This is a genomic window from Amycolatopsis sp. cg9 (genome assembly GCF_041346945.1).
GTDB lineage: Bacteria > Actinomycetota > Actinomycetes > Mycobacteriales > Pseudonocardiaceae > Amycolatopsis.
This window is the reverse complement of the sequence record NZ_CP166850.1, coordinates 4,537,013-4,562,083: the sequence shown is the minus strand read 5'-3', so window position 1 is coordinate 4,562,083 and position 25,071 is coordinate 4,537,013. Positions and strand designations below refer to the sequence as shown.

Genomic DNA, 25,071 nt, shown 5'->3' with positions numbered 1-25,071 from the left:
GGAATAGCCCCGGTACCGGCGTCGCTGGTCGGAATCAGGACCGGGAGGAGGCCGATGACCACCACGGCGGAACGTACCGCGACCCGCGGGCGCGCGCAGCTGAAGTTCGTCCTCATCCTGGGTGGGCTCTCGGCGTTCGGGCCGCTGTCGATCGACATGTACCTGCCCGCCCTCCCCCGGATGGCCGAGGACCTGCGCGCGGCGGACAGCACGGTCCAGCTGACGCTGAGCGCGTTCATCGTGGGACTGGCGCTGGGCCAGCTGGTGCTGGGCCCGCTGTCGGACGCGCTGGGCCGCCGCCGCCCGCTGCTCGCGGGGCTGGTGCTGTACATCGCGGGCTCGGTGCTGTGCGCGGTGAGCCCGGACGCGTGGCTGCTGGTCGGCGCGCGGTTCGTCCAGTCGCTGGGCGCGGCCGCGGGCATCGTGATCGCCCGCGCCACGGTCCGCGACCTCTACTCCGGCACCGCGATGACGAAGTTCTTCTCGACCCTGATGCTGGTCAGCGGGCTCGCCCCGATCCTGGCCCCGCTGCTGGGCGGCCAGCTGCTGAACTGGACGTCGTGGCGCGGGGTGTTCGTCGTGCTGACGGCGTTCGGCGCGCTGCTGCTGGCGGTGGTGGTGTTCTTCCTCCCGGAGCCGTCGCCGGTGCGGGTCCCCGCCCGGCTCGGCCAGGTGATGCGGACCTACGGGCGGCTGGTGGCCGACCGGTCGTTCGCCGGCTACGCGCTCGCGTCGGGACTGCTGTTCGCGTCGATGTTCGCCTACATCTCGGGATCGTCGTTCGCGCTGCAGGGCGTGTACGGCCTGAGTCCGCAGGCGTACAGCGTGGTGTTCGGCGTGAACGGCGTGGGGATCGTGCTGGCGGGCCAGCTCAACGGACGGCTCGTGGGCCGGGTTTCCGAGCGGGTCCTGCTGGCTTGGGGCCTTTCGCTGGGCGTGCTCGGCGGGGCTCTTGTGCTCGCGTCGGCGCTGTTCCGGGCGCCGCTGGCCTTGCTGCTGGTGTCGTTGTTCCTGCTGGTGTCGAGCATCGGGCTGGTGATGCCCAACGCGAGCTCACTGGCGCTGGCCTCCCACGCGCGTTCGGCCGGGGCGGCGTCGGCGTTGCTGGGGGTGCTGCAGTTCGTGGTGGGTGCCGCGGCGACACCGCTGGTGGGCCTCGGCGGACCGGGGACGGCGGTGCCGATGGCCGCGACGATGGCGGGGTTCGCGGTGCTGGCGCTGGTGGCTTTCCTCGCGCTGACGCGGGAAGGTCAGCCGACCGGCTTCGTCGCGTAGCCGGGGAAGCCGCACCAGTCGGAGCGGGTGAAGGTCCCAGGGTTGTCGAGGATCTCGTGGACCCGCCGTGCCCAGGTCTCCAGCCAGGCGTCACCCGACCGCTCGGCCGCCTGGGCGGACTCGCGGAAAACGTCCTTGGCCGGCGTGTGGCCGACCACGCAGTAGAGGCTGCTGAGCAGCGTCTCGCGGGCCGGGCACGCCGGATCCCCGGCCAGCTCCAAGAGCAGGGGCAGGTGCTCGGGCCGGGCGAGCAGGATGTCCCAGTCCTGCATCGGTTCGTCTTCGCCGCTGTACGCCCAGGCACGGATTTCGGCGTCGGTCGGGTTGAAACTGTCCTCGAAGCCTGATTCCTCCACGAGGCGATCTTCGCACGAAGATCAGGTCAGCGAGGCCAGATCCGCCGTCTTGAGCTGCTCCGCCGTCACCTTGGCGCGGCCGTCCACCAGCGCGCCCAGCGCGTCCCCGTCGTCCCACACGTTCACGTTCATCGCCGCCGCCACTTCGCCGTCGCGGAGCCAGAACGCCGTGAACTCGCGGGCCGCCAGGTCACCCCGCACCACCAGTTCGTCCGAAGCCGGGTCCGCCAGTCCCCGGTACTCGCACCCCAGGTCGTACTGGTCGGTGAAGAAGTACGGCGACGCCAGGAACGGCTCGTTCTCCCCCAGCAGGTTCTGCGCCACGTGCGCGCCCTGGTCCTTCGCGTTCGCCCAGTGCTCCACCCGGATCCGGCGGCCGTAGCGGGGGTGGAAGTGCGCCGCGATGTCTCCCACCGCGTACACGTCCGGGGCCGCCGTGCGCAGGCCCGCGTCGACGGCGACGCCGCCGTCGTCGGACAGTTCCAGGCCCGCCGCGTGGGCCAGCTCGACCCGGGGGGCCGCGCCGACCGCGACCAGGACCACGTCCGCCTGGAGCTCTTCGCCGCTGCCGAGGCGGACGCCGCGGACGCCGTCGGGGCCGCCCGTGATCTCCGCCACCTGCTCGCCCAGGCGGTAGTGCACGCCGTTCGAGACGTGCAGGTCGCGGAAGACGCCGCCGATCGTCTCGCCGACGACGTTGGCCAGGGGCACCGGGACCGGGTCCACCACCGTCACGTCCGCGTTGTGCGTGCGGGCCGCCGCGGCGGCCTCCGAGCCGATCCAGCCGGCGCCGACGATCACCACCCGCTCCGCTTCGGCGAACGCCGAGCGCAGCTTCAGCGCGTCGTCCAGGGTGCGCAGCGTGTACAGGCCCGGCAGGTCGCCGCCCGGGACCGGCAGCGACCGGGGGCGGGAGCCGGTGGCCAGTACCAGGCGGTCGTAGCGGTGCTCGCCGCCCGCGTCGTCGAGGACCAGGCGGGCGCCGAGCTCGACGCGGGTCGCCGTGACACCGGCCGTGAATCGGATGTCCTTCTCGGCGTAGTACTTCTCTTCGTGCACCCAGTCCGGTTCGTCGGCGGTGCCGAGCAGGACGCCCTTCGACAGCGGCGGCAGCTCGTACGGGCGGTGCGGATCCGAGCCCATCAACAGGACTTCGCCGGTGTAGCCACGCTCTCGCAACGCGGCCGCGGCGGAGGCCCCGCCCAGTCCCGCACCGACGACGACGATCTTCCGCGGCTCCGACATCAGCGACCTCCCACGACGACGAGACGGTGCGGACGGTACTCCGGAACCGGCCGCGCCACGACCGGGGGATACGCCGGAAATCCGCGAAGCGCAAGACAAAACCCGCGAGTAGGCAGATCGGGTGAACCGGCGTCATAGCGCCGCCACGGCCCCCTCCCACCCTCGCACGAAGCACGATCGACGAAGGAATCGGAGGGCGGCGACCATGAGTCGGGGCGAGTGGTCGATCGGCTGCCGCGATCTGGCCGGCAGGCGCAGGGACGTGACGGTGTTCGTCAGCAACGACAAGGTGGTGCTGGTCGCGCCACCCGGCGAGGCGGCGGTGCTCGGACCGCTCGACGTCGGACGGCTGCGGGCCGCGTTGCGTGACGCCGTCGTCGCGACGGCGGACGAGACGGCCCAAACCTGACCCGGGGGTTCCTTGGCGGGGGTCTGGGGGTCAGACCCCTGGGCAACACTGACAACTACCGTTCCTACTTTCCAGTAGGTTAGAGTCGGCCCCGACGGAAGGGACCGGCCATGACGACCTACTTCGTGACGGGTGCGACGGGCTTCATCGGGAAACGCCTGGTCGCGCGGTTGCTCCGGCGGCCGGAGACGTCCGCCGTGTACGCGCTGGTGCGGGAGACCTCCCGCGAGCGGCTGGCCGCGCTGAGCCGGGACTGGGCGGGTGCGGACAAGCTGCGTCCCGTGGTCGGCGACCTCGCCGAACCGCGGCTCGGCGTCGACCCCGCCGAGCTGGACCACCTCGACCACGTCGTCCACCTGGCCGCGGTCTACGACCTCACCGCCGGCGAGGAAGCCAACCGGCGCGCCAACGTCGAGGGCACGCGGCACCTGCTCGCCTTCGCCGCCGCGGCGGGGGCGGGGCTGGTGCACCACGTGTCCTCGATCGCCGTCGCGGGCGACCACGCCGGGCGGTTCACCGAGGCCGACTTCGACCTCGGCCAGCGCTTCGGCTCGCCGTACCACGCGACGAAGTTCCAGGCCGAGAAGCTCGTCCGGGAACAGGCCCTGCCCTTCCGCGTCTACCGGCCGTCCGCGGTCGTCGGCGACTCGCGCACCGGCGAGATGGACAAGGTCGACGGGCCCTACTTCTTCCTCCCCGCGATCTCGCGGCTGGCGGCGCTGCCCCGGCGGCTCCCGCTGGCCGCCCCCGACCTCGGCGCGACGAACCTCGTGCCGGTCGACTACGTCGTCGACGCGATGGACCACCTGATGCACCGGGACGCGCCGTCCGGCTCGACGTACCACCTCGCGGCCGCGCGGCCGCAGTCGCTCAACTCCGTCTACAACACCTTCGCGCGCGCCGCGGGCGGGCCGGTGGTCCGGGCCGCGCTACCCACCCGGGCCTCGGGCGTGGTCCGGCGCGCGGGCGGGTGGGTCGCGAAGGCGGCCGCGGCCGGGATCGACCGCCTGCCCGGCGGCCGGGCCACGCGGGCCGCCGTCCTGGAAGAGCTGGGCGTCCCGCTCGAAGTGCTGCCACACCTGAGCATGCCGGTCGAGTTCGACACCGCGCGCACGACGACGGCGTTGTTCGGCAGCGGCGTCGAACTGCCCGCACTGCGGGACTACGCGGCGCCGCTGTACCGGTACTGGCAGGCCCACCTCGACCCCGACCGCGCCCGCCGCACCCACGGGCTCGCCGGGCGGACGGTGCTGATCACCGGCGCGTCGTCCGGGATCGGCCGGGCGTCGGCGCTCGCCGTGGCGCGCAAGGGCGCGAAGGTGATCCTCGTGGCCCGGCGCGCGTCGGAACTCGAAGAGGTGCGGGAGGAAATCCTCGCCGCGGGCGGCACCGCGGCGGCGTACCCCTGCGACCTCACCGACGGCGACGCGGTCGACGCGCTCGTCAAGGACGTCCTCGGCGAGCACGGCGCGGTGGACGTGCTGGTGAACAACGCGGGCCGGTCGATCCGGCGCTCGGTCGCGCTGTCCACCGAACGGTTCCACGACTTCGAGCGCACGATGGCGATCAACTACTTCGGCCCGGTGCGGCTGATCCTCGGGTTCCTGCCGTCGATGGCCGAGCGCCGGTTCGGCCACGTCGTCAACGTGACGACCCAGGGCCTGCAGACCGACACCCCACGCTTCTCCGCGTACCTGGCGTCGAAGGCGGCGCTGGAGGAGTTCGGGCTGGCGGCCGGGCGCGAGACGCTCTCGGACGGTGTCACGTTCACGTCGGTGCGGATGCCGCTGGTCCGGACCCCGATGATCGCACCGACCGGCTACCGCGGTCTCCCGTCGAGCAGCCCGGAACGCGCGGCGGCCCTCGTGGTGAAGGCGTGCGAGGAGCGGCCGGAGATCCTCAGCCTGCCCGAAGGCCGCGCGGCCGAACTGGCGGCGCTCGTCGCACCGCGGCTCTCCCGCTTCGCCGCGCACCTGGCGTACTCGGCGATGCGGGAGTCGGCGCCGGAGGCCCGCGACCTGCCCCGCCGGCCCGCGCCGGCGTCGGTCGCGGCGGCGGTGACCCGCTCGATCTGGCGCCGTCGTGCTTGATCCCCGCGAATTCCGCCGAAACCCTGGCACGGCGGCGACGGTACTTCTACCCTCGCGCGAGTCCCGTACACCGGTACGGGCGTGAACTGGGGAGTTCGGAATGCCGGAAATCACCGCTGGGGAACGCGCCGACAAGACAGCCGAGATCGGCACCGCACGGCCCACCTTCGGGTGAACTCGCGTCGGAGCCGGGCCCCCGCGCCCGGCTCCGGCTTCCGGCCCCACCGTCGCGAATGACTCATTCGGGACGTCCAGCGCCGCGAATGACTCATTCGCGACCTCCCGGACCGCCGGGGTGCGGTGGTGCGGGGCACGGCGGGTCGTGCCTCGGCCAGTACCATCGCTCCCGGGTGTGATCGGGGAGCGGAAGGCGGGCGAGGCGTGGACGTGGCGAGTCCTGCGCACGCCGCCACGGAACCCCCGCCCCCGAAGGCCGCCCGGCCGGTACTGCGCTGGGCGATCCACGCCAGCTGGGTCGTGCTGCTGGCGCTGGCCACCGAACTCCGCGTCGGCCGCTTCGGGTTCCACCCCTCCGACCAGGGCTTCATCCTCGCCCAGGCGTGGCGGGTGCTGCACGGCGAAGTCCCGCACGCCGACATCATCTCCGCGCGCCCGCTCGGGTCCGCGGTGCTGCACGTCGCCGACTTCGCCCTCCCGATGCCGCTGTTCTTCGGGTCGAGCTTCCTCTCGATGATCGAGATCATCGTCGCCACGATCGCCTTCGCCACGCTCGTCACCCGCCGCCGGGTGCTCGGCTGGGGGCCGGGCATGACGGCGATGGTCGCGGCCGCGTCGCTGATCAACCTCAACGCCTTCCCGCTGATGGCCTGGCACACCGTCGACGGCATCGCGCTCACCGCGTGCGGGGCCTGGGCGCTGGACAGCGGGCTGCGCACCGGCCACGCCCTCGCCCGCCGCGGCGGGCTGGTGCTGCTCGGCTGCGCCGTGTTCGTCAAGCAGAGCTTCGCGCTGGCCGCCGTGATCGGCGTGCTGTGGCTGCTGCTGCACCCGGCCACCCGGGCGGGCACGCGGCGCGTGGCGCGGGTGCTGCTCGACCTGCTCGCGCTCGGCGCGCCCGGGCTGGCGTACGTGGCTTGGGTCGCCCTCGGCGGCGGGTTCGCCGAGATGGTCGAGCAGCTCACCGGCGGCGTGCCCGCGTACGGCGAGCGGCTGCTCGGGCTGTGGCTGGCCGACCCCGAGGCGCTGACCCGGGCGCCGGTGCGCGAACTGGGTTTCTTCGCCGCGATCGCCGTGGTGCTGCTGGCCGTCCGGCTGCCCGGCGACCGGCTCGGCGCGGCCGGGCGGGCCGCGTCCTGGGTGCTGGTGCTCGCCGGGGCGGCCGCGGTGGTCTGGACCGTCGTCGACGGCCGGTTCACCGGCTCCTCGCGCTGGGCGGACGTCCTGTGGTGGATCGTCGCGGTCAGCGTGCCGGTGAACGCGGCCGTGGCGCGGAAGGTGCCGTGGGCCGGGCTGCTCGTGCTCGCCACCGGGTTCATGACCAGCCTGTCGTGGGGCAACGACACCCCGACGCTGCTCACCGGCACCCTCGCGCTGACGGCGTTGCTGCTGCTGAGCCACGTCGTCCCGCCGCGGCCGCGGCTGGCGCGGCGCTGGGTGACCGCGACGGCCGGGCTGACCGCGGTCGCGGTGTGCGGCTGGGTCGTCGTCGCCCGCCACGACCAGGCCGCCTACCTCGACCTCGGGCACGACCGGCTGACCGCGGACCTCGGCGACGTCAGCCCCGCCATGTCGGGCATCCGCACGAACCCCTCGACCTACGCCTACGTCCGGCAGATCCGCGACTGCGTCGACCGCTTCCCGGCCCCGCGGACGGCGGTCCTGCCGGACAACGCGTTCGCCTACCCCGCCTTCGGCCTGACCAACCCGTTCCCGCTGGAGTGGCCGCTGCCGCTGGAGATCGTCGGCGACGCGCCCCAGCGGATGCTCGCGAAGAGCGACGAGCTGAACCGCGAAGGCGGCTACCTGGTGCTGTTCCAGACGGTGCCGAGCCGGCTGCTGGCCACCGGCGGCCCGGTGCCCGCGGCGGTCCCCGCCGACACACCGGTGTTCACCTACCTCGGGCTGGAGACGGCGATCCAGGCCCGGCTCACCGGCCGCGTGGTGACCTGCGGCAGCTTCGTGGGCAAGTACGCGCCCTGAGTGGCGGGACGCTCAGTCCGCCAGCAGGTCGTCCGGGCTCCCGTTCGCCAGCCCGGCCAAGACGTCCAACGCGGCACTCAAGATCTCCACCGGCGGCGCCGACACCGCGACCCGCACCGCGTTCGGGGCGTGCCCCGGCAGCACGGCGAACGCGGCCGCCGGGGAAAGCGCTATCCCGCGCCGGGCCGCGGCCGCCACGAACGTGTCCGCGCGCCACCGGTCCGGCAGCTCCCACCAGCGGTGGTACGAAGCCGCGTCGCCGCGCAGGCCCGGCAGCTTCGCCTCGACCACCCGCGCCCGCGCGGCGGCGTCGCGGCGCTTGGCGGCCTCGACCCCGGCGAGGGTGCCGGTCACGATCCACTGGGTCGCCGCTTCGACGGCGAACCGCGACGCCGCCCAGCCGCCCGAGCGCACCGACGACGCCAGCCGCGCGGCCCACTGCGGGGGCGGCACCAGGAAACCCGCCGTCAGGCCGGGTGCCACGCGTTTGGACAGGCTGTCGACGAAGACCGCCCGCTCCGGCGCGTACGCGGCGAACGGCCGGACGTCGTCGCGCAGGAACGTGTAGATGCCGTCCTCGATCACCGGCAGGTCGAGCCGGGCGACGACCTCGGCCAGCTCCTCCCGGCGCCGCGGCGGCATCGTCGTGCCGAGCGGGTTGTGCAGCGTCGGCTGGACGTACAGCGCGCGCACCGGCTCCACCGCGGCGAGCGCCGCCGGGACGAGGCCGTCTTCGTCGGTTTCGATCGGCACGAGCTCGATCCCGAGCCGCGAAGCGAGGGCCTTGACCACCGGGTACGTCAGCGACTCCACCGCGAGCCGCTCCCCCACCGGGACGAACGCGGCGATCGCCGCCGCGATGGCCTGCCTGCCGTTGCCGGTGAACAGGACCGCCGCCGGGTCCGGCCGCCAGCCGCCGCGGGCGAGCAGCGACGCCGCCGCGGTCCGCGCCGCCGGCGTCCCCGCGGCGCCGATCGGGTGCAGGGCGGCGGTGAGGACGTCGGCGCGCAGCAACGGTTCCAGCGCTTTGGCCAGCAGCGCCGACTGGTCGGGCAGGACCGCGAAGTTGAGTTCGAGGTCGACGCGGGCGTCACCGGGTTCGGCGAGCGCGGGCTCGGGCGGCGGCTTCGCGGCCCGGACGAACGTGCCGCGGCCGACCTCGCCGACGGCCAGGCCGCGCCGGACGAGCTCGCCGTAGACGCGGGCGGCGGTGGAGTTCGCGACGCCGCGCTGCCGGGCGAAGCGGCGCTGCGGCGGGAGCCGGTCGCCGGGGCGGAGGCGGCCCGCCTCGATGTCGGCGGCGAGGGCGTCCGCGACGACGCGGTAGTCGTCCATGTCCACCTTCCCGCCTTCGGTCGATCCGGACCATGATCCCAGCCCGCTAAATTGGCCTTGGAGGTGCCATGACCGACAAGACCTGGGCCGAAGTCGACGACTACCTCACCGAAGCGCTGCTCGCCCCCGATCCGGTGCTCGACGACGCGCTCGCCGACTCGGCCGCCGCCGGGCTGCCGTCCATCGCCGTCGCGCCCAACCAGGGCAAGCTGCTGAACCTGCTCGCCCGCCTGGCCGGGGCGCGGACGATCCTCGAGATCGGCACCCTCGGCGGGTACAGCACGATCTGGCTGGCCCGCGCACTCCCGGCCGGGGGCAAGCTGGTGACCTGCGAATACGAGCCGAAGCACGCGGAAGTCGCCCGGGCGAACCTGGCGCGGGCGGGCTTCGGCGAAGACGTCGCCGAAATCCGCGTCGGCGCCGCGCTGGACACGCTGCCCGCGCTCACCGGGCCGTTCGACTTCGTGTTCATCGACGCCGACAAGGCCAACCTGGCGAACTACGTGCGGGCCGCGCTGGAGCTGTCCCGGCCGGGCACCACGATCGTCGTCGACAACGTCGTGCGCCAGGGCCGGGTCGCGGACGCGGGCAGCGACGACCCGAACGTCCGCGGCGCGCGGGCGATGTTCGACGTGCTCGCCGCGGAGCCGCGGCTGGACGCGACCGCCGTCCAGACCGTCGGGACCAAGGGGCACGACGGCTTCGTGCTGGCCATCGTCGGCTGATCAGCGCGGTGGCCGCGCCACCGGTGACGGCGGCGGCACCACCTGGTGCGCCGCCGTCATGAAGCCGCGCCAGACGTCGGCCGGGACGACGTCGCCGGTCAGCTTCGCGCCGTTGGCGTCCTTCAGCCGCCGGTCGTCGTCGGAGCCGATCCAGACCGCGGTGGCGAGCTGCCGGGTGTAGCCGACGGCCCAGGCGTCCTGGTTGTCCGGGCTGTTGCCGTGCTCGGCCTCGCCGGTGCGCAGCGCGGCGCCGCGGCCGTCGGTGAGCGTGCTGGTGACGTCCCGGGCCACGCGGTTGCCGGTGTCGTCGTCGCCGAACGCCGGGCTCGAGGTGTCCGGGGCCGTCCAGATCACCGCGCCGCTCTCGTCGCGCACCTTCGCGACCAGGTGCGGGGTGGTGCGGTGGCCGTCCGCGGCGAAGGTCGCGTAGGCGCCGGCCAGGTCGAGCGGCCGCAGCGGGTACCGGCCGATCGCGATGCCCGGCCCGATCAGGAACCCGTCCTTCTCGCGCATCGTCGGGACGCCGTCGACGGTCTCCGGGATGCCGGCCTGGCGCGCGGTCTCGCTGAGCGCGTCCGGGCCGAGCTGCTTCGCCAGCGCGACGAAGGGACCGTCGGCGTGGCTCGCCATCGCCGTGCGCGGGGTGCACTTCGGGCCGCAGACGTCCGGGTACTGGAAGTTCTCGCCGAGGAACTCGAGTTTCGAGGGCGACGGGATCGGCTGGTCCGCGCCGTAGCCGTGGCGCAGCAGCGCGGCGAGCGTGAAGGGGTAGAACGCCGAGCCCGGCGCGTGCGGCGTGCCCGCGTAGTCGCGGACACCCTGGTCGCCGCCGTGGTAGGCGCGGACGGCACCGGTCCGCGGGTCGACCGCGACGACGGCGCCGCGGAACTCCTTGGGCTCGTTCTTCAGCCGGTCCTGCAACGCTTTCTCGGCCGCGTCCTGCATCCCGCGGTCGAGGGTCGTCTCGACCGTCATGTTCCCCTGCTGGAGGCGGCCGAGCGGGAAGCCGTCGCGGTCGAGCTCGGCGAGCACCTGTTGCTTGATGTGGAACTCGTCGTAGGTGACGCGGCCCGCGCGGGTTTCCGACGGCGGCTGGATCTCGGGCCCGGGGTACGCCATCGCCTCACCGCTCTTGACGTACCCGCGGCTCCGGAGCTTGTCGCGCACGTACTCCCAGCGCCGCGTGGCGTGGGCGTCGCCGGACGCGGCCGGGTCGTGCACCGACGGCGACTGGATCATCCCGGCGAGGAAAGCCGCTTCGCTCCACGTGATCGAGTCGTCGAGCTTCTTGCCGAAGTAGGCGTTCATCGCCGCCGCGGGCCCGAACGTGCCGCGGCCGAAGGAGATGATGTTGACGTAGCTCTCGAAGATCTGTTCCTTGCTCTGCTCCTGGGTGATCTTCGTGGCCAGCACGAGCTCGGCGAACTTGCGGCCGATCGTGGCGTCGTCGTCGCCGGTGGACTTCTTGATGTACTGCTGGGTGATCCCGGACCCGCCGCCGACGCCGGTCAGGAACGCGCGGCCGATGCCGGTCGGGTCGAACCCCTGGTTGTCCCAGAAGGTCGGGTCCTCGGTGGCGATGATGGCGTCCCGCAGCTTCGCGGGCACCTGCGCGTAGGGCACGAACATCCGGTCACCGTCGGCCGGGATCACCTTCAGCAGCTCGGACCCGTCCGCGTACTGCAGCACGACGGTCTTGTCCAGCTCGGCGAGCACCTCTTGCGGGCTGCGGACGTCGAGCACGAGGTAGGCGACCCAGAAGGCGAGCAGCGGGACGCCGACGAGCGCGCCGAAGCTCCAGTACGCGATCCGCCGCCACCGCCGCCGTCGCGGGTTTTTCCCGGTCGGTCCGCCGGTCGGTTCCTCCGTCGACAAGGTCACGAATGGATGACGGCCGACCGGGTGAAAGGGTTCTGTGGAGAACTGACGGGGGTTGTTCGAATCCTGTCAAGAAGCGGTCAGGACGTCCCCTTGGCCCGGCGGGGAGCCGCCGAGCGGGGTGGCGTCGAGCGCATGTGGTCCCGCACCGGCGCCAGCAGGCCGGCGAGCGTTTCGACGTCGGCCGGGGACAGCGGCTCGAAGAGCAGGCCGGCGACCACCTCGACGTGCCCGGGCAGCACCCGGGCGAGCCGCTCGCGCCCGGCGTCGGTGATGGTGACCGTGGTGCTCCGCTCGTCGTCCGGGGACGGGGCGCGGGTGACCAGGCCGGCTTTCTCGAGCAGGCTCGCCTGGTAGGTCAGGCCGCTGCGGCTGTAGACGACGCCGTCGGCCAGGTCGGTCATGCGGTGGCTGCCCGACGGCGAGTCCCCGAGCCGGGCCAGCAGCTGGAACTGCACGTAGCTGAGCTCGCCCGCCTCGCGCAGCTGCTGCTCGACCGCGTGCCGCAGCAGGCTGGTCACCTCGATGAGGTCGAAGTAGGCGCCGAGCTGCACGGGGTCGAGTGACGGTGTGCCCATGGCCGGAGTGTACTGCTTCGAATTCGAAGTGGCTGGTGGTGCACACTGGCGCCATGTCGCTGTCCGAACTCGGCGCCGCGGTCCGCTGGTTGCGCGAGCACACCGAGCCGGCCGGCGGGCCGCGGACCGGGCGGCGGGTGCGCGGGCTGCGCCGGGAAGAGCTCGCCGAGCTGGCCGGGGTGTCCGCGGACTACGTGCGACGACTGGAACAGGGGCGCCGCCACCCGTCGGCCGGCGTGGTGACCGCCATCGCCCGCGCGCTGCGGGTCAGCCGGGCGGACTACGAGCGGCTCTGCGCGCTCGCCGGGTACGCCGCGGCCGACGGGCCGGTGCCCCGCGAAGCCGGCGCGGCGGCGATCCGGCTGCTGGAGCGGTTCGACCGCACCCCCGCGTTCCTGACCGACACCGCGTGGAACGTCGTCGCCGTCAACGGCGCATGGCTGGCGCTCGGCGGCGGGGCGGCACCCGGGCGCGCGCGGGACTGGAACGTCGCGTGGCGCACGTTCTGCGACGCACGCGGGGAAATCAGCCGGACCGACGAGCACCAAGCCGGGTTCCGGGCCGCGCTCGCCGCCCGGCTGCGCGACACGCACCTGCGCCACCCCGCCGATCCCGCGCTCGCCGAGCTGGTCGACGAGCTGCGGACCACCAGCCGGGCGTTCGACGTCTTGTGGCGCAGCCCGGAAACGGTGTCCGCCTACGAGAACCAGGCCGTGTTCCGCACTCCGGACGGCGAGGACATCACGCTCGACGGCAGCCTGCTCGGGGTGCCCGGCGACGGCCTGATGGCGGTGGTCCTCACCGCGGCGCCAGGTTCGGCCGACGCGGCCCGGCTCGGCGAGGTCGTCCGCGCCGCCCGCGGGCCGGCCGTGCTCAAGGTGGGCCAAAGCGGCCCAGGCTGACCGGGGCCGCGGCCACGATCCTGGGTCCCGGGTGGATCAAGGACGTCTCCCGCGCCGTCGGTGACCGGCATCACTTGCTTCGAATTCGAAGCAGTTGTACTGTGCTCTTCAGTTGCTTCGAATTCGAAGCTTTTCCCGAAAGCGAGAACCCCGATGAAGGCAGTGCGTTTCCACGACTACGGCACCCCCGACGTCCTGCGCTACGAGGAAGCGGACCTGCCGGTGCCCGCCGCCGGGCAGGTCCGGCTCCGGGTCGCCGCGACGTCGTTCAACCCCGTCGACGGCAACATCCGCGGCGGCTTCATGCGCGGCCCCATCCCCGTCGAGCTGCCGCACACCCCGGGCATCGACGTCGCCGGCACGGTCGACGAGCTGGGCGAAGGCGTCGACGGCCTCGCGGCAGGCGACCGGGTCGTCGGCTTCCTGCCGATGGACGGCGCCGGCGCGGCCGCGGAGTACGTCGTGGCGCCGGCGTCGGTCCTGACGCCGGCCCCGGCGAACGTCCCGCTGGCCGACGCGGCCGCGTTGCCCCTGGTGGGGCTGACCGCGTACCAGGCGCTGTTCGACCACGCCCAGCTGACCGCCGGGCAGCGCGTGCTGATCAACGGGGCGGGCGGCGCGGTCGGCGGCTACGCCGTGCAGCTGGCGCATGGCGCCGGCGCCCACGTCATCGCCACGGCGGGCCCGCGCAGCGGCGAAGCGGTCAAGGCGGCCGGCGCCGACGAGGTCATCGACCACACCACCACCCCGGTGCCCGCGGCGGTGACGGAGCCGGTCGACGTGGTGCTCAACCTGGCGCCGGTCGACCCGGCGGAGCTGGCCGCGCTGGTCACGCTGATCCGCCCGGGCGGGGTCCTGGTGAACACGACGGTGTGGATGCCCGCGCCGTCCGACGAAGCACGAGGGGTGCGCGGCATCGACCTGTTCGTCCGCAGCGACGCCGAGCAGCTGGCGAAGCTGGTGGCGATGGCCGACCGGGGCGAGCTGCGGGTCGAGGTCGCCGAGCGGGTCGCGCTGGCCGAGCTGCCGGCCCTGCACGCCCGCGCCGCCGAGGGCGGGGTGCACGGCAAGGTCGTCGTCGTACCGGCCTGAGCGTCAGGACAGGAACGCACGGGACACCCGCGCCGCCGAAGGCGCCGTCCACGGCAACGTCGTCGTCCCGGCCTGAGCGTCAGGACAGGAACGCAAGAGGCAGCGACGCCCGGCGGGTGCCGCTGCCCGAGCTGCCGGCCCCGCACGCCCGCGCCGCCGAGGGCGGGGTGCACGGCAAGGTCGTCGTCGTTCCGGCCTGAGCGTCAGGACAGGAACGCGCGCAGGAGGGACGCCGTACCTTCGATGTGCTCCGCCATCGCCTGGCGCGCGGCGGGGGCGTCGCCGGCGAGGATCGCGTCGACGATGGCCTCGTGCTGGGCGTTCGAGTGCTCGAGGTTGGGCGGGAGCAGCGGGATGCGGTCGAGCAGCTGGTTGACGCGGGTGCGGGCGTCGGCCATCGCCGTGGTGAGGGAGCCGGACGCGGTGACCTCGGCGATCGCCAGGTGCAGCCGGGAATCCTTGCGGCGGTAGTCCTCGAGGTCGGCGCCCGCGGCCTCGGCGAGCGTGCCGGTGAGGTGCTGCCGGTCGGCGGGGCTCAGCGATCGCGCGGCGGCCATCTCGGCGGCGCCGGTTTCGAGGACGTAGCGGAGGCTCAGCGCGTCCTCCAGCGCGACGGCGTCGACCTTGCCGCTGGGTGACTTCTCGGAGGGTGCGGGAAGGCTCTCGTTCACGAACGTGCCGCCGTACCGACCTCGTCGTGACTCCACGTAACCGGCATCGGAAAGGGCCCGGATCGCTTCCCGCAGCGTCACGCGGCTGACGCCGAGCCGTTCGGCCAGCTCCCGTTCCGACGGCAGCCGCTCCCCCGCGCCGACCACCCCGAGCCGGATCGCCTGCAGAAGCCGCTCGACGGTCTCCTCGAAGGCGTTGCCCGCGCGAACCGGCCGGAACAGCGCTTCACCGGCGTTCGCCACCGAGGTCGACTCCATCCCGCGAGTCTAGGCCCCCGGTGTTCGTCACCGAGTGTTCGCGCCGGGGTGTTCGCCGCCCGGAAAACCGCTGGATCCGAACGGCCACGGTGAGCGACGATGGAGCGACCGACACCGAACATCGACACAGGGGGCGATCCGGTGCACTTCCTCATGGCGGAGGACTTGGTCCACGAACGGGAGAACGAGTTGCGCCACCGCGTGCGCAACCGCCCTCCCGGCCGCGCGACACCCAGACGCCGCACGGGCACGAGAAGACAGCAGTTCGGCTGGACCCTGGTCGAAGTCGGCCTGCGGCTGGCGGCCGAGCCCGAAGACGAGCCGCGCTGAGCCGATGCGGCACTTTCACGTGAAAGTGCCGCATCGGATCAGCACTCGATGACGTTCACCGCCAGGCCGCCGCGGGCGGTTTCCTTGTACTTCACGCTCATGTCCGCGCCCGTTTCGCGCATCGTCTTGATCGCCTTGTCCAGCGTCACCACGTGACTGCCGTCGCCGCGCATCGCCATGCGGGCCGCGTGGATCGCCTTCGACGCTCCCACCGCGTTGCGCTCGATGCACGGGATCTGGACCAGGCCGCCGACCGGGTCGCACGTGAGGCCGAGGTGGTGCTCCACCCCGATCTCCGCCGCGTTCTCCACCTGGGCCGGCGAGCCGCCGAGGACTTCGGTCAGGCCTGCCGCCGCCATCGCCGACGCCGAACCGACTTCGCCCTGACAGCCGACCTCGGCGCCCGAGATCGAGCCCGTCTGCTTGAGGATCGAGCCGATCGCGCCCGCGGTGAGCATGAACTTCACGATGCCGTCGTCGTTCGAGTGGCGGATGAAGCGCTGGTAGTAGTGCAGCACCGCGGGGATGATGCCGGCCGCGCCGTTGGTCGGGGCGGTGACCACGCGCCCGCCCGCCGCGTTCTCCTCGTTGACCGCCAGCGCGTACAGGCTCACCCAGTCCATGGCGTACAACGGGTCGTCCGCGCCGTCCTCGGCCAGCAGCTTTTCGTGCAGCGACTTCGCGCGCCGCGGGACCTTCAGGCCGCCCGGCAGGACGCCTTCGTGCGTGCAGCCGTTGCGGACGCACTCGGCCATGACCGCCCAGATCGCCAGGAGCCCGTCCCGGACCTCTTCGCGCGACCGCCAGGCCAGCTCGTTCGCCAGCATGATCTCGCTGATCGGCAGCCCGGTCGACGCGCAGTGCCCGAGCAGGTCCGCGCCCGTGCGGAACGGGTACGGCACCGGCGTCGAGTCCTCGACGAACACCGTGTCGGTCTCGTACGACTCGTCCCGGACGAACCCGCCGCCGACCGAGTAGTACGTCCTCTCGCGCAGCAGCTCGCCCGCCGCGTCGAACGCGCGGAAGACCATGCCGTTCGGGTGCGCGGGCAGCGACTTGCGGCGGTGCATGGTGAGATCGGTGTCCTCGTCGAACGCGATCTCGTGCGTGCCGCGGACCTTCAGCCGCCCGGATTCGCGGATCTCCGCGATGCGCACCGGGACGACGTCGGTGTCGATCTCTTCGGGACGCTCACCGGAAAGCCCGAGCAGGACGGCTTTGTCGCTGCCGTGGCCGAAGCCGGTCGCGCCGAGCGAGCCGAACAGCTCGGCCTGGACGCGAGACGTCCGCGCGAGCTCGTCGCCGAGTCCGTCCACAAAGGTCAGTGCCGCCCGCATCGGCCCGACGGTGTGGGAGCTCGACGGGCCGATGCCGATGGAAAACAGGTCGAAGACGCTGATCGCCATTGATCCGCCCCTTCCTATCGCGCCAGCAGTGAGCTGGCTTCTTGCGCGGCCGGGCCCTGGTCGGCGAGGTGCTGCAGGTTGGCCGGCAGCTCCTCTCCACGGTAACCCTTGGTCTGCGCGTACAGGCGTCCCGCGCGGTACGACGACCGAACCAGCGGCCCGGCCATCACACCGGCGAAACCCATCGCCTCGGCAGCCTTCGAATGCTCGACGAACTCCTCCGGCTTCACCCACCGATCCACCGGGTGATGCCGCGGCGACGGACGCAGGTACTGCGTGATCGTCAGAATCTCGCACCCCGCATCCACCAGATCCTGCATCGCCGGAGCCACCTCGTCCGGGGTCTCGCCCATCCCGAGGATCAGGTTGGACTTCGTCACCAGGCCGAACTCACGCGCCTTCGTAATGACTTCCAGCGAACGCGCGTAGCGGAACCCGGGACGGATCCGCTTGAAGATCCGCGGCACCGTTTCTACGTTGTGGGCCAGCACCTCCGGCCGCGACCCGAACACCTCGGCCAGCTGCGCGGGGTCCGCGTTGAAGTCCGGGATCAGCAACTCGACACCGGTACCCGGGTTCAATTCGTGAATCTGGCGCACGGTCTCCGCGTACAGCCAAGCCCCACCATCGGAAAGGTCATCCCGGGCCACACCGGTCACCGTCGAGTACCGCAGGCCCATGGCCTGCACGGACTCGGCGACCTTGCGGGGCTCAGTCCGGTCGAGAGCGGCGGGCTTACCCGTGTCGATCTGGCAGAAGTCACACCGGCGCGTGCACTGGTCACCACCGATGAGGAACGTGGCCTCCCGGTCCTCCCAGCACTCGTAAATGTTGGGACAACCCGCCTCTTCGCACACCGTGTGCAAGCCCTCACGGCGCACCAAGCCCTTGAGCTCGGTGAACTCCGGCCCCATCCGCACCCGCGTCTTGATCCACGGCGGCTTCTTCTCGATCGGCGTCTCACTGTTGCGAACCTCGAGACGCAGCAGCTTCCGGCCTTCGGGCAGCGCGCTCACCGGGACAGGTCCGCGTACAACGGGTGCTTCGCAGCCAGCGCTTCGACACGGTCGCGCAGCTTCGACCGCAGGGCGTCGTCGAACTCCGGCTTCAGCGCCTCGGCGATGACGTCGGCGACCTCGGCGAAGTCCTCGGCCCGGAACCCGCGGGTGGCCAGCGCCGGCGTGCCGATCCGCAGGCCCGACGTGATCATCGGCGGACGCGGGTCGAACGGGACGGCGTTGCGGTTGACCGTGATGCCGACCTCGTGCAGCCGGTCCTCGGCCTGCTGACCGTCCAGAGTGGACTGGACGAGGTCGACGAGCACCAGGTGGACGTCGGTGCCGCCGGTCAGCACGCGGACCCCCACCGAAGAGCAGTCGTCCTGCGACAGCCGCGCGGCCAGGATCCGCGAGCCCTCCAGGGTCCGCTGCTGACGCTCCTTGAACTCCTCGCTCGCGGCGATCTTCAGCGCGACGGCCTTGGCCGCGATGACGTGCTCCAGCGGCCCGCCCTGCTGACCGGGGAACACCGCCGAGTTGATCTTCTTCGCCAGCTCCGCGCGCGACAGGATCAGGCCGCCGCGCGGGCCGCCCAGGGTCTTGTGCGTGGTCGTGGTGACGATGTCGGCGTGCGGCACCGGCGACGGGTGCAGCCCGGCCGCGACCAGCCCGGCGAAGTGCGCCATGTCCACCATCAGCTTGGCGTCGACCAGGTCCGCGATGCGGCGGAACTCGGCGAAGTCGAGCTGACGCGGGTAGGCGGACCAGCCGGCGATGATCAGCTTCGGCTGGTGCTCGACGGCCAGGCGCTCGATCTCGGCGAGGTCGACGATCCCGGTCTCTTTGTCGACGTGGTAGGCGACGACGTCGTAGAGCTTGCCCGAGAAGTTGATCTTCATCCCGTGCGTCAGGTGGCCGCCGTGCGCGAGGTCGAGGCCGAGGATCGTGTCGCCCGGCTTGAGCACGGCGAACATCGCGGCCGCGTTGGCCTGCGCGCCCGAGTGCGGCTGGACGTTGGCGTGCTCGGCGCCGAAGAGGGCCTTGGCGCGGTCGATGGCGAGCTGCTCGACGACGTCGACGTGCTCGCAGCCGCCGTAGTAGCGGCGGCCCGGGTAGCCCTCGGCGTACTTGTTGGTCAGCACCGAGCCCTGCGCCTCGAGCACGCCCACCGGGGCGAAGTTCTCCGACGCGATCATTTCCAGGGTGGACTGCTGGCGGGTGAGCTCGTCGGCGACGGCCGCCGCGACCTCGGGGTCGACGTCGGCGAGGTGGGCGTCGAAAGTCGTCATCAGTTCTCCTGGGTGTGCGCGGCGTACGCGGCGGCGTCGAGCAGGTCCGGCACGTCCCCGGACAGACGCACCTTCAGGAGCCATCCTTCGGTGTACGGGTCCGAGTTGATGACCTCGGGGGTGTCCGATGTGGTGCCGTTCACCTCGACGACCTCGCCGGAGACGGGCGCGTACAGCTCGCTGACCGACTTGGTCGACTCGACCTCGCCGAACACCTCGCCGGCGGTGATGGTCGAGCCGGCGTCCGGCAGCTGGACGAACACGATGTCACCGAGCGACTCGGCGGCGAAGGCGGTGATGCCGACGGTGGCGACGCCGTCCTCGACGGACAGCCACTCGTGTTCCTTGGTGTACTGCAGGTTCTCGGGGATGCTCACGGTTCAACAGTCCTTACGCGCGGGAGTAGAAGGGCAGGGCGACGACCTCGACGGGCTCGATCCTGCCCCGGATGTCGACGGACAGCTCGGTGCCGGGCTCGGTGTACGCCCGATCGACGTACGCCATGGCGATCGGGTAACCCAGCGTCGGCGACAGGGCGCCGCTGGTGACCTCGCCGATCTCCTTGCCGTCGGCCAGCAGCTTGTAGCCGTGGCGCGGGGCGCGGCGACCGGCCCCCTTCAGACCGACCCGCACGCGCGGGACGTCCTGCTCGGACCGCTCTTCGAGGGCCGCGCGGCCGACGAAGTCGCCCGGCTTCTCGAACTTGACCACGCGGCCGAGGCCCGCTTCGAACGGGCTCTGGTCGAGGGTGAGTTCGTTGCCGTACAACGGCATCCCGGCCTCCAGCCGCAGCGTGTCGCGGCAGGCCAGCCCGGCCGGGACCAGGCCGTGGCCTTCGCCGGCCTCGGTGAGGATCCGCCAGACCGCCGGGGCCTCGTCGGCGTTCACGAACAGCTCGAAGCCGTCTTCGCCGGTGTAGCCGGTGCGGGCGAGCAGGACGTCGTGGCCCTTCACGACCGCCGGGACGCTGGCGTAGTACTTCAGCGCGGCCAGGTCGGCGTCGGTGACGGCACCGAGGATGGCCGCGGCGTTCGGGCCTTGGACGGCGATCAGCGCGGTGGTCTCGCTGCGGTCGTCGACGACGGCGTCGAAGCCCGCGACCCGTTCGGCCAGCGCGTCCGCGACGACCTTCGCGTTGCCCGCGTTCGCGACGACCAGGTAGTGCTCGTCGGCGAGGCGGTAGACGACGAGGTCGTCGAGCACGCCACCGGCGGCGTCGCAGATCATCGTGTACCGCGCGCGGCCGGGCTTGACCCCGGTGAGGTTGCCGACCAGCGCGAAGTCCAGGACGTCGGCGGCCTGCTTGCCGGTGACGTGGATTTCGGCCATGTGCGAGAGGTCGAACAGCCCGGCCGCCTCGCGGACGGCCTTGTGCTCGGCCAGCTCGCTGGCGTAGCGGACCGGCATGGACCAGCCGGCGAAGTCGGTGAACAGCGCACCGAGTCCCTTGTGGACTCCGTGCAGGGAGGTTTCCTTCGACACTGTCAGCCTTCGTAAGCGTTGAGGGGCGGGCAGGAGCACACGAGGTTGCGGTCGCCGCGCGCGCCGTCGATGCGGCGCACCGGGGGCCAGTACTTGTTCTTGCGCGAAACACCCGCCGGGTACACGGCCAGCTCGCGGTCGTAGGCCTTGTCCCACTCGCCGACCAGCGTCTCCGCGGTGTGCGGCGCACCCCGCAGCGGCGACTCCTCGGCGCTCCACTTGCCGTTCGCCACCTCGTCGATCTCCGCGCGGATGGCGATCATCGCGGCGATGAACCGGTCGATCTCGCCGAGGTCCTCGGACTCGGTCGGCTCGACCATCAGCGTGCCCGCGACCGGGAACGACATGGTCGGCGCGTGGAAGCCGTAGTCGATGAGCCGCTTCGCGACGTCGTCGACCGTCACGCCGGTTTCCTTGGTGAGCTGGCGCAGGTCGAGGATGCATTCGTGCGCGACAAGGCCGTCCTGGCCGGTGTAGAGCACCGGGTAATGCGGGGCCAGGCGCGAAGCGACGTAGTTCGCGGCCAGCACGGCGACCTTGGTGGCCGCGGTCAGGCCGGGCGCGCCCATCATCCGGACGTACGCCCAGGAGATCGGCAGGATCGACGCCGAGCCGTAGGGCGCGCCGCTGATCGGGCCGACGCCGGTCGCCGGGCCGGCGGCGTCGAGCAGCGGGTGGTTCGGCAGGTACGGCGCCAGGTGCGCGCGCACCGCGACCGGGCCGACACCCGGGCCGCCACCGCCGTGCGGGATGCAGAAGGTCTTGTGCAGGTTCAGGTGCGAGACGTCGCCGCCGAACTCGCCCGGCTTGGCCAGGCCCAGCAGGGCGTTGAGGTTCGCGCCGTCGACGTACACCTGGCCGCCGCCGTCGTGGACGATCTTGGCCAGCTCGTCGATGTCGTGCTCGTACACGCCGTGCGTGGACGGGTAGGTGACCATGATCGCGGCGAGCGTGTCCCGGTGGGCGTCCACCTTGGCCCGCAGGTCGGCCAGGTCGACGTTGCCCTCGTCGGTGCACTTGACCACGACCACGCGCATCCCGGCGAGCACCGCGGAGGCGGCGTTGGTGCCGTGCGCGGACGACGGGATCAGGCAGACGTCCCGGGCCTCGTCGCCGTTCGCGCGGTGGTACGCGCGGATCGCGAGGAGCCCGGCCAGCTCACCCTGGCTGCCCGCGTTCGGCTGCAGCGACACCTTGTCGTAGCCGGTGACCTCGGCCAGCCACTCGGCCAGCTGCCCGACCAGCGTGTGGTACCCCGAAGCGTCCTCGGCCGGCGCGAACGGGTGGATGCCGGCGAACTCGCGCCAGCTGATCGGCTCCATCTCGGTGGTGGCGTTGAGCTTCATCGTGCAGGAGCCGAGCGGGATCATGCCGCGGTCGAGGGCGTAGTCCTGGTCGGACAGCTTGCGCAGGTAGCGCAGCATCGCCGTCTCGGAGCGGTGGGTGCCGAAGACCTCGTGGCCCATGAAGCCGCTCTCGCGGGCCAGGCCGTTCGGCAGCGCGACGCCGTCGGTGACGTCGGCCTCGACGCCGAACGCCTTCAGGACCTTCGCGGTGATCGCCGGGGTGCTGACCTCGTCGAAGGCGACGCGGACGTGGTCGGCGTCGACGTGGCCGAGGTTGATGCCGGCCTCGCGGGCGGCCGCGTGGACCTCGGCGGCCTGGCCCGGGACGTGCGCGACGACCGTGTCGAAGAAGGACTCGTGCACGACCTCGACGCCGGTCTTGCGGAGAGCGTCGGCGAAGCCCGCGGCGAGGCCGTGGACGCGCTGGGCGATCCGCTTCAGGCCGTCCGGGCCGTGGTAGACCGCGTACATCGCGGCCAGCACGGCCGGGAGGACCTGCGCGGTGCAGATGTTGGACGTCGCCTTCTCGCGGCGGATGTGCTGCTCGCGGGTCTGCAGCGCGAGCCGGTAGGCGGAGTTGCCGTCGGCGTCCACCGAGACGCCGACCAGGCGCCCGGGCAGCGAGCGCTCGAGGCCGGCGCGGACGGACATGTACCCGGCGTGCGGGCCGCCGTAGCCGAGCGGGACGCCGAAGCGCTGCGTCGAGCCCGCGGCGACGTCGGCGCCGAACTCGCCCGGCGCGGTGACCAGCGTCAGCGCGAGGAGGTCGGCGGCGACCGTGAACAGCGCGCCCGCGGCCTTCGCCGACTCCGAAATCGCGTGGTAGAAGCCGCGGCCGCGCAGCACGCCCGACGCGCCCGGGTACTGCGCGACGACGCCGAAGAACTCGTCCGGCAGGCCGGTCAGCAGGTCGCGGACCTCGACCTCGATGCCGAGGGCCTCGACGCGGGTCCGCACGACGGCGATCGTCTGCGGCAGGCACTCGGCGTCCAGCACGACCTTGTTCGACTTGGACTTGGACGCGCGGCGCATCAGCGTGACGGCCTCGGCGACGGCGGTCGACTCGTCCAGCAGGGAGGCGTTCGCGGTGGCCAGCCCGGTCAGGTCGGCGACCATGGTCTGGAAGTTGAGGAGCGCTTCGAGCCGGCCCTGGGAGATTTCCGGCTGGTAGGGCGTGTACGCCGTGTACCAGGCCGGGTTCTCGAGGACGTTGCGGCGGATCACGCCGGGGGTGACGGTGTCGGAGTAGCCGAGCCCGATCATCTGCGTCATCGGCCGGTTGCGCGCGGCGAGGGCGCGCAGCTCCGCGGTGGCGTCCTCTTCGGACGCGGCAGGCGGGAGCCGCAGGTCACGGGTGGCGCGGATGGCGCTCGGGACGGCGGCGCCGACGAGGGCGTCGAGGCTGCTGTAGCCGCACTCGGCCAGCATCTTCGCGCGCTCGGCCTCGGACGGGCCGATGTGGCGGGCGTCGAACTGCGTTGAAGTGATCGGGAGCTCCTCGGGCCGGGCACACAACGGTGCGCTGGGAACTCCCCCTCTGTCATGGCACCTGAGAGTTTCACCGTGCGGGACACGGCTTTCACCTTGGGTGAGGCGCGGGTGCGCCTGCTTTCCAGAGTGGCCTCGCGCGAAGCGGTAGCAGGTACCTGAGAGATTCCGGGGAGTTTGCTCCTTCGGTGCCCCACCGACTTCGTGAGGGCTCTCCCGCCTCGGCTCAACGGCCCGATCTGCAGTTGTGGCGGTTACGGTACCTGCCGCGTTCGAGATCCGTCCACCTCACCCGGCCAACGCCACAGTGATCCTCGACCCCACCCCGAGCGCCCCAATGTGGCGTTGGGTGCATCCAGCGCACCCAATGTGGCGTTCGGTGCGTCTGACGCACCGAACGCCACATTGGGGCGCTAGGTTCCGGCGACCCGGTGGACCACCTGGCCGGCCAGCGCGGGCGGGCGGCGGACCCGGCCCGAGGGCAGGACCAGGCGCTTGAGCGGGCCACCCAGCGGGACCGGCGGGTGACCCGCGCCCAGCAGCACCTGCTCGACGATCTGCTCGGCGTGCCAGGCCACCGAGTCGTTGAGCCGGTCCAGGGACGGGCGGTCGCCGTCGAAGACGTCCTCGTCGGCCAGGGTCACCTCGTAGTACCGGCAGCCGGGCGGGATCGAAATCGCCTCCTCGATGGCGCGGGCGCCGTCGAGGGGGTCGTCGAACCCCGCTTCGAGCAGCGCCGACCGGTAGATCCGCGCCGCCCGTGCCCGCATCCGCGGCCCGTAGCGGACCACGACCGGGAGCCGTCCGGTCAGGTCCGGCACGGCCAGGCCGTGCAGCAGCATGATCGGCGGCACCGAGTGCACCAGCCGCGGCGCGGGCTCGGCCAGCTCGCGGGCGGTGATCCGGACGCGGTCGGCCATCGCGTCCGGGAGGCCGAAGTAGCGGAAGTCGACGTTGCCGAACCCGAGGCCGTCGGCGACCAGCGACGCCAGCAGCTCGCCGTAGCCCCAGATCGGCGACAGCACCACGACGGGCGGCGCGGTCACGACCGGTGACGGCGCGGGCGGACGCGTCGCCTCCTGCTCGGGCACCTGGATGACCAGCCGCGGCGGCTCGTGCCAGTCGTGCACCTCGGCGACCCGCCAGTACAGCCCGAGCGGCCGCCACAGCTCGCCCAGGACGTCGTGCTCGAGGATCCGGCGCACCTCGGCGTCGTCGTGGGGGAAGTCCCGCGGCGGCACGACCCCGACGTAGTGGTGGTAGGTGACGCGGACCTCGTCGCCGCGGGTGGCCGAGCGGATCCGCATCTCCCAGTCGACCGGCGACGCGGCGATGGCGTTCGCCACCTGCGTCCCGGGCGAGGAGTACACGAGCGCGGTGGCCTGGCGGAGGAACTGCCCGGCCTGGTCGATGCCCTCCCGCAGCGCCTTGGCCGCCTGCGCGACGTGCACCGGCGACGCGAGCGAGCCGGGCAGCACCCCGGCGACGCGCAGCAGCTCGGCCTCCCCGATCCCGGTCACCTCGGCGAGCTGCGCCCAGTGGTCGAAGACGGTCACCTTCGGCGCGTGCCGGTGCTCGATCCAGCTCCGCAGCGTCGACGTCGGCACGCCGATCCGGCGCGCGGCCTCGTCCAGGGAGAGCCCGCGGGAGCGGATGCCGGCCCGGACCGCTTCCGCCCACTCGTCGGCGCGCCAGTGCGTCACCTCACAAAGCTAACGAAACCCGCTAGCTTTGCGCAGGGACAAAACGCCCACGGCC

21 protein-coding genes and 1 riboswitch are annotated in these 25,071 nt (G+C 72.5%); of the genes, 8 read left to right on the top strand and 13 right to left on the bottom strand.

Translation table 11 applies throughout. The annotated features are described in order from the left end of the window. Window positions 1-54: 54 nt before the first annotated feature. A complete protein-coding gene (locus AB5J73_RS21845) occupies window positions 55-1,275 on the top strand; it encodes a multidrug effflux MFS transporter (protein ID WP_370971718.1) in 1,221 nt (406 codons plus the stop codon). On the opposite strand, the gene AB5J73_RS21840 is transcribed toward AB5J73_RS21845, so the two are convergent. Continuing rightward, window positions 1,251-1,631 (bottom strand): hypothetical protein, encoded by a 381-nt coding sequence (locus tag AB5J73_RS21840; protein WP_370971717.1) that lies wholly within the window; start codon window positions 1,629-1,631, stop codon window positions 1,251-1,253. The two genes, AB5J73_RS21845 and AB5J73_RS21840, sit on opposite strands and share 25 nt — an antisense overlap. A 21-nt stretch (window positions 1,632-1,652) precedes the next feature. Then, window positions 1,653-2,876: an NAD(P)/FAD-dependent oxidoreductase gene (locus AB5J73_RS21835; protein ID WP_370971715.1), complete on the bottom strand. Its 1,224-nt coding sequence runs from the start codon at window positions 2,874-2,876 to the stop codon at window positions 1,653-1,655. 205 nt (window positions 2,877-3,081) lie between these two features. Here AB5J73_RS21835 and AB5J73_RS21830 point away from each other — a divergent pair, with 205 nt between their 5' ends. The 3 genes from AB5J73_RS21830 (at window position 3,082) to AB5J73_RS21820 (ending at window position 7,535) form a co-directional block, all read left to right on the top strand. After that, window positions 3,082-3,285 (top strand): hypothetical protein, encoded by a 204-nt coding sequence (locus AB5J73_RS21830; protein WP_086859537.1) that lies wholly within the window; start codon window positions 3,082-3,084, stop codon window positions 3,283-3,285. Between the two features lie 110 nt (window positions 3,286-3,395). Beyond that, complete coding sequence (locus AB5J73_RS21825; protein ID WP_370971713.1) at window positions 3,396-5,375, top strand: SDR family oxidoreductase; 1,980 nt, start codon at window positions 3,396-3,398, stop codon at window positions 5,373-5,375. Window positions 5,376-5,756: 381 nt separating this feature from the next. After that, complete coding sequence (locus tag AB5J73_RS21820; protein ID WP_370971712.1) at window positions 5,757-7,535, top strand: hypothetical protein; 1,779 nt, start codon at window positions 5,757-5,759, stop codon at window positions 7,533-7,535. A gap of 12 nt (window positions 7,536-7,547) precedes the next feature. On the opposite strand, the gene AB5J73_RS21815 is transcribed toward AB5J73_RS21820, so the two are convergent. Then, on the bottom strand, window positions 7,548-8,870 hold the full coding sequence (locus tag AB5J73_RS21815) for a PLP-dependent aminotransferase family protein (RefSeq protein ID WP_370971710.1): 1,323 nt from the start codon (window positions 8,868-8,870) through the stop codon (window positions 7,548-7,550). 68 nt (window positions 8,871-8,938) lie between these two features. Here AB5J73_RS21815 and AB5J73_RS21810 point away from each other — a divergent pair, with 68 nt between their 5' ends. Continuing rightward, complete coding sequence (locus AB5J73_RS21810) at window positions 8,939-9,595, top strand: O-methyltransferase (protein ID WP_370971708.1); 657 nt, start codon at window positions 8,939-8,941, stop codon at window positions 9,593-9,595. On the opposite strand, the gene AB5J73_RS21805 is transcribed toward AB5J73_RS21810, so the two are convergent. Further along, complete coding sequence (locus tag AB5J73_RS21805) at window positions 9,596-11,476, bottom strand: transglycosylase domain-containing protein (RefSeq protein WP_370971707.1); 1,881 nt, start codon at window positions 11,474-11,476, stop codon at window positions 9,596-9,598. 77 nt (window positions 11,477-11,553) lie between these two features. Beyond that, window positions 11,554-12,051: a MarR family winged helix-turn-helix transcriptional regulator gene (locus tag AB5J73_RS21800; protein ID WP_370971705.1), complete on the bottom strand. Its 498-nt coding sequence runs from the start codon at window positions 12,049-12,051 to the stop codon at window positions 11,554-11,556. 53 nt (window positions 12,052-12,104) lie between these two features. Between AB5J73_RS21800 and AB5J73_RS21795 the strand changes: the two genes are divergently transcribed. Together AB5J73_RS21795 and AB5J73_RS21790 are read left to right on the top strand one after the other, a co-directional pair. Further along, window positions 12,105-12,953 (top strand): helix-turn-helix domain-containing protein, encoded by an 849-nt coding sequence (locus AB5J73_RS21795; RefSeq protein WP_370971703.1) that lies wholly within the window; start codon window positions 12,105-12,107, stop codon window positions 12,951-12,953. A gap of 153 nt (window positions 12,954-13,106) precedes the next feature. After that, window positions 13,107-14,045 carry an NADP-dependent oxidoreductase gene (locus tag AB5J73_RS21790; RefSeq protein ID WP_370971701.1) on the top strand — a complete coding sequence of 313 codons (939 nt, stop codon included), beginning with the start codon at window positions 13,107-13,109 and terminating at the stop codon, window positions 14,043-14,045. Between the two features lie 203 nt (window positions 14,046-14,248). On the opposite strand, the gene AB5J73_RS21785 is transcribed toward AB5J73_RS21790, so the two are convergent. Further along, window positions 14,249-14,974, bottom strand: a complete 726-nt coding sequence (locus AB5J73_RS21785; protein ID WP_370971699.1) for a FadR/GntR family transcriptional regulator — start codon at window positions 14,972-14,974, stop codon at window positions 14,249-14,251. 99 nt (window positions 14,975-15,073) lie between these two features. On the opposite strand from AB5J73_RS21785, the gene AB5J73_RS21780 reads away from it, so the two are divergent. Then, window positions 15,074-15,304, top strand: coding sequence for a hypothetical protein (locus tag AB5J73_RS21780; protein WP_370971697.1), 231 nt, complete (start codon window positions 15,074-15,076; stop codon window positions 15,302-15,304). A 38-nt stretch (window positions 15,305-15,342) separates the two neighbouring features. Here AB5J73_RS21780 and AB5J73_RS21775 read toward each other — a convergent pair whose 3' ends face one another. From AB5J73_RS21775 to AB5J73_RS21745, 7 genes are all read right to left on the bottom strand, one after another. Beyond that, entirely contained in the window at window positions 15,343-16,710 is a 1,368-nt protein-coding gene (locus AB5J73_RS21775) for an L-serine ammonia-lyase (RefSeq protein WP_370971696.1), read from the bottom strand. A 14-nt stretch (window positions 16,711-16,724) separates the two neighbouring features. After that, entirely contained in the window at window positions 16,725-17,726 is a 1,002-nt protein-coding gene (lipA, locus tag AB5J73_RS21770) for a lipoyl synthase (RefSeq protein ID WP_370971694.1), read from the bottom strand. Then, on the bottom strand, window positions 17,723-18,997 hold the full coding sequence (glyA, locus tag AB5J73_RS21765; protein WP_370971693.1) for a serine hydroxymethyltransferase: 1,275 nt from the start codon (window positions 18,995-18,997) through the stop codon (window positions 17,723-17,725). Before glyA ends, lipA begins: the two co-directional genes overlap by 4 nt. Continuing rightward, on the bottom strand, window positions 18,997-19,374 hold the full coding sequence (gene gcvH, locus AB5J73_RS21760; protein WP_370971691.1) for a glycine cleavage system protein GcvH: 378 nt from the start codon (window positions 19,372-19,374) through the stop codon (window positions 18,997-18,999). Before gcvH ends, glyA begins: the two co-directional genes overlap by 1 nt. A gap of 13 nt (window positions 19,375-19,387) precedes the next feature. Beyond that, window positions 19,388-20,479 (bottom strand): glycine cleavage system aminomethyltransferase GcvT, encoded by a 1,092-nt coding sequence (gene gcvT / locus AB5J73_RS21755; protein WP_370971689.1) that lies wholly within the window; start codon window positions 20,477-20,479, stop codon window positions 19,388-19,390. Window positions 20,480-20,481: 2 nt separating this feature from the next. Beyond that, entirely contained in the window at window positions 20,482-23,313 is a 2,832-nt protein-coding gene (gene gcvP / locus AB5J73_RS21750; RefSeq protein WP_370973268.1) for an aminomethyl-transferring glycine dehydrogenase, read from the bottom strand. Window positions 23,314-23,352: 39 nt separating this feature from the next. Next, window positions 23,353-23,451: riboswitch (glycine riboswitch) on the bottom strand. Window positions 23,452-23,726: 275 nt separating this feature from the next. Further along, window positions 23,727-25,016 carry a helix-turn-helix domain-containing protein gene (locus tag AB5J73_RS21745; RefSeq protein WP_370971687.1) on the bottom strand — a complete coding sequence of 430 codons (1,290 nt, stop codon included), beginning with the start codon at window positions 25,014-25,016 and terminating at the stop codon, window positions 23,727-23,729. Between the last annotated feature and the right edge of the window lie 55 nt (window positions 25,017-25,071).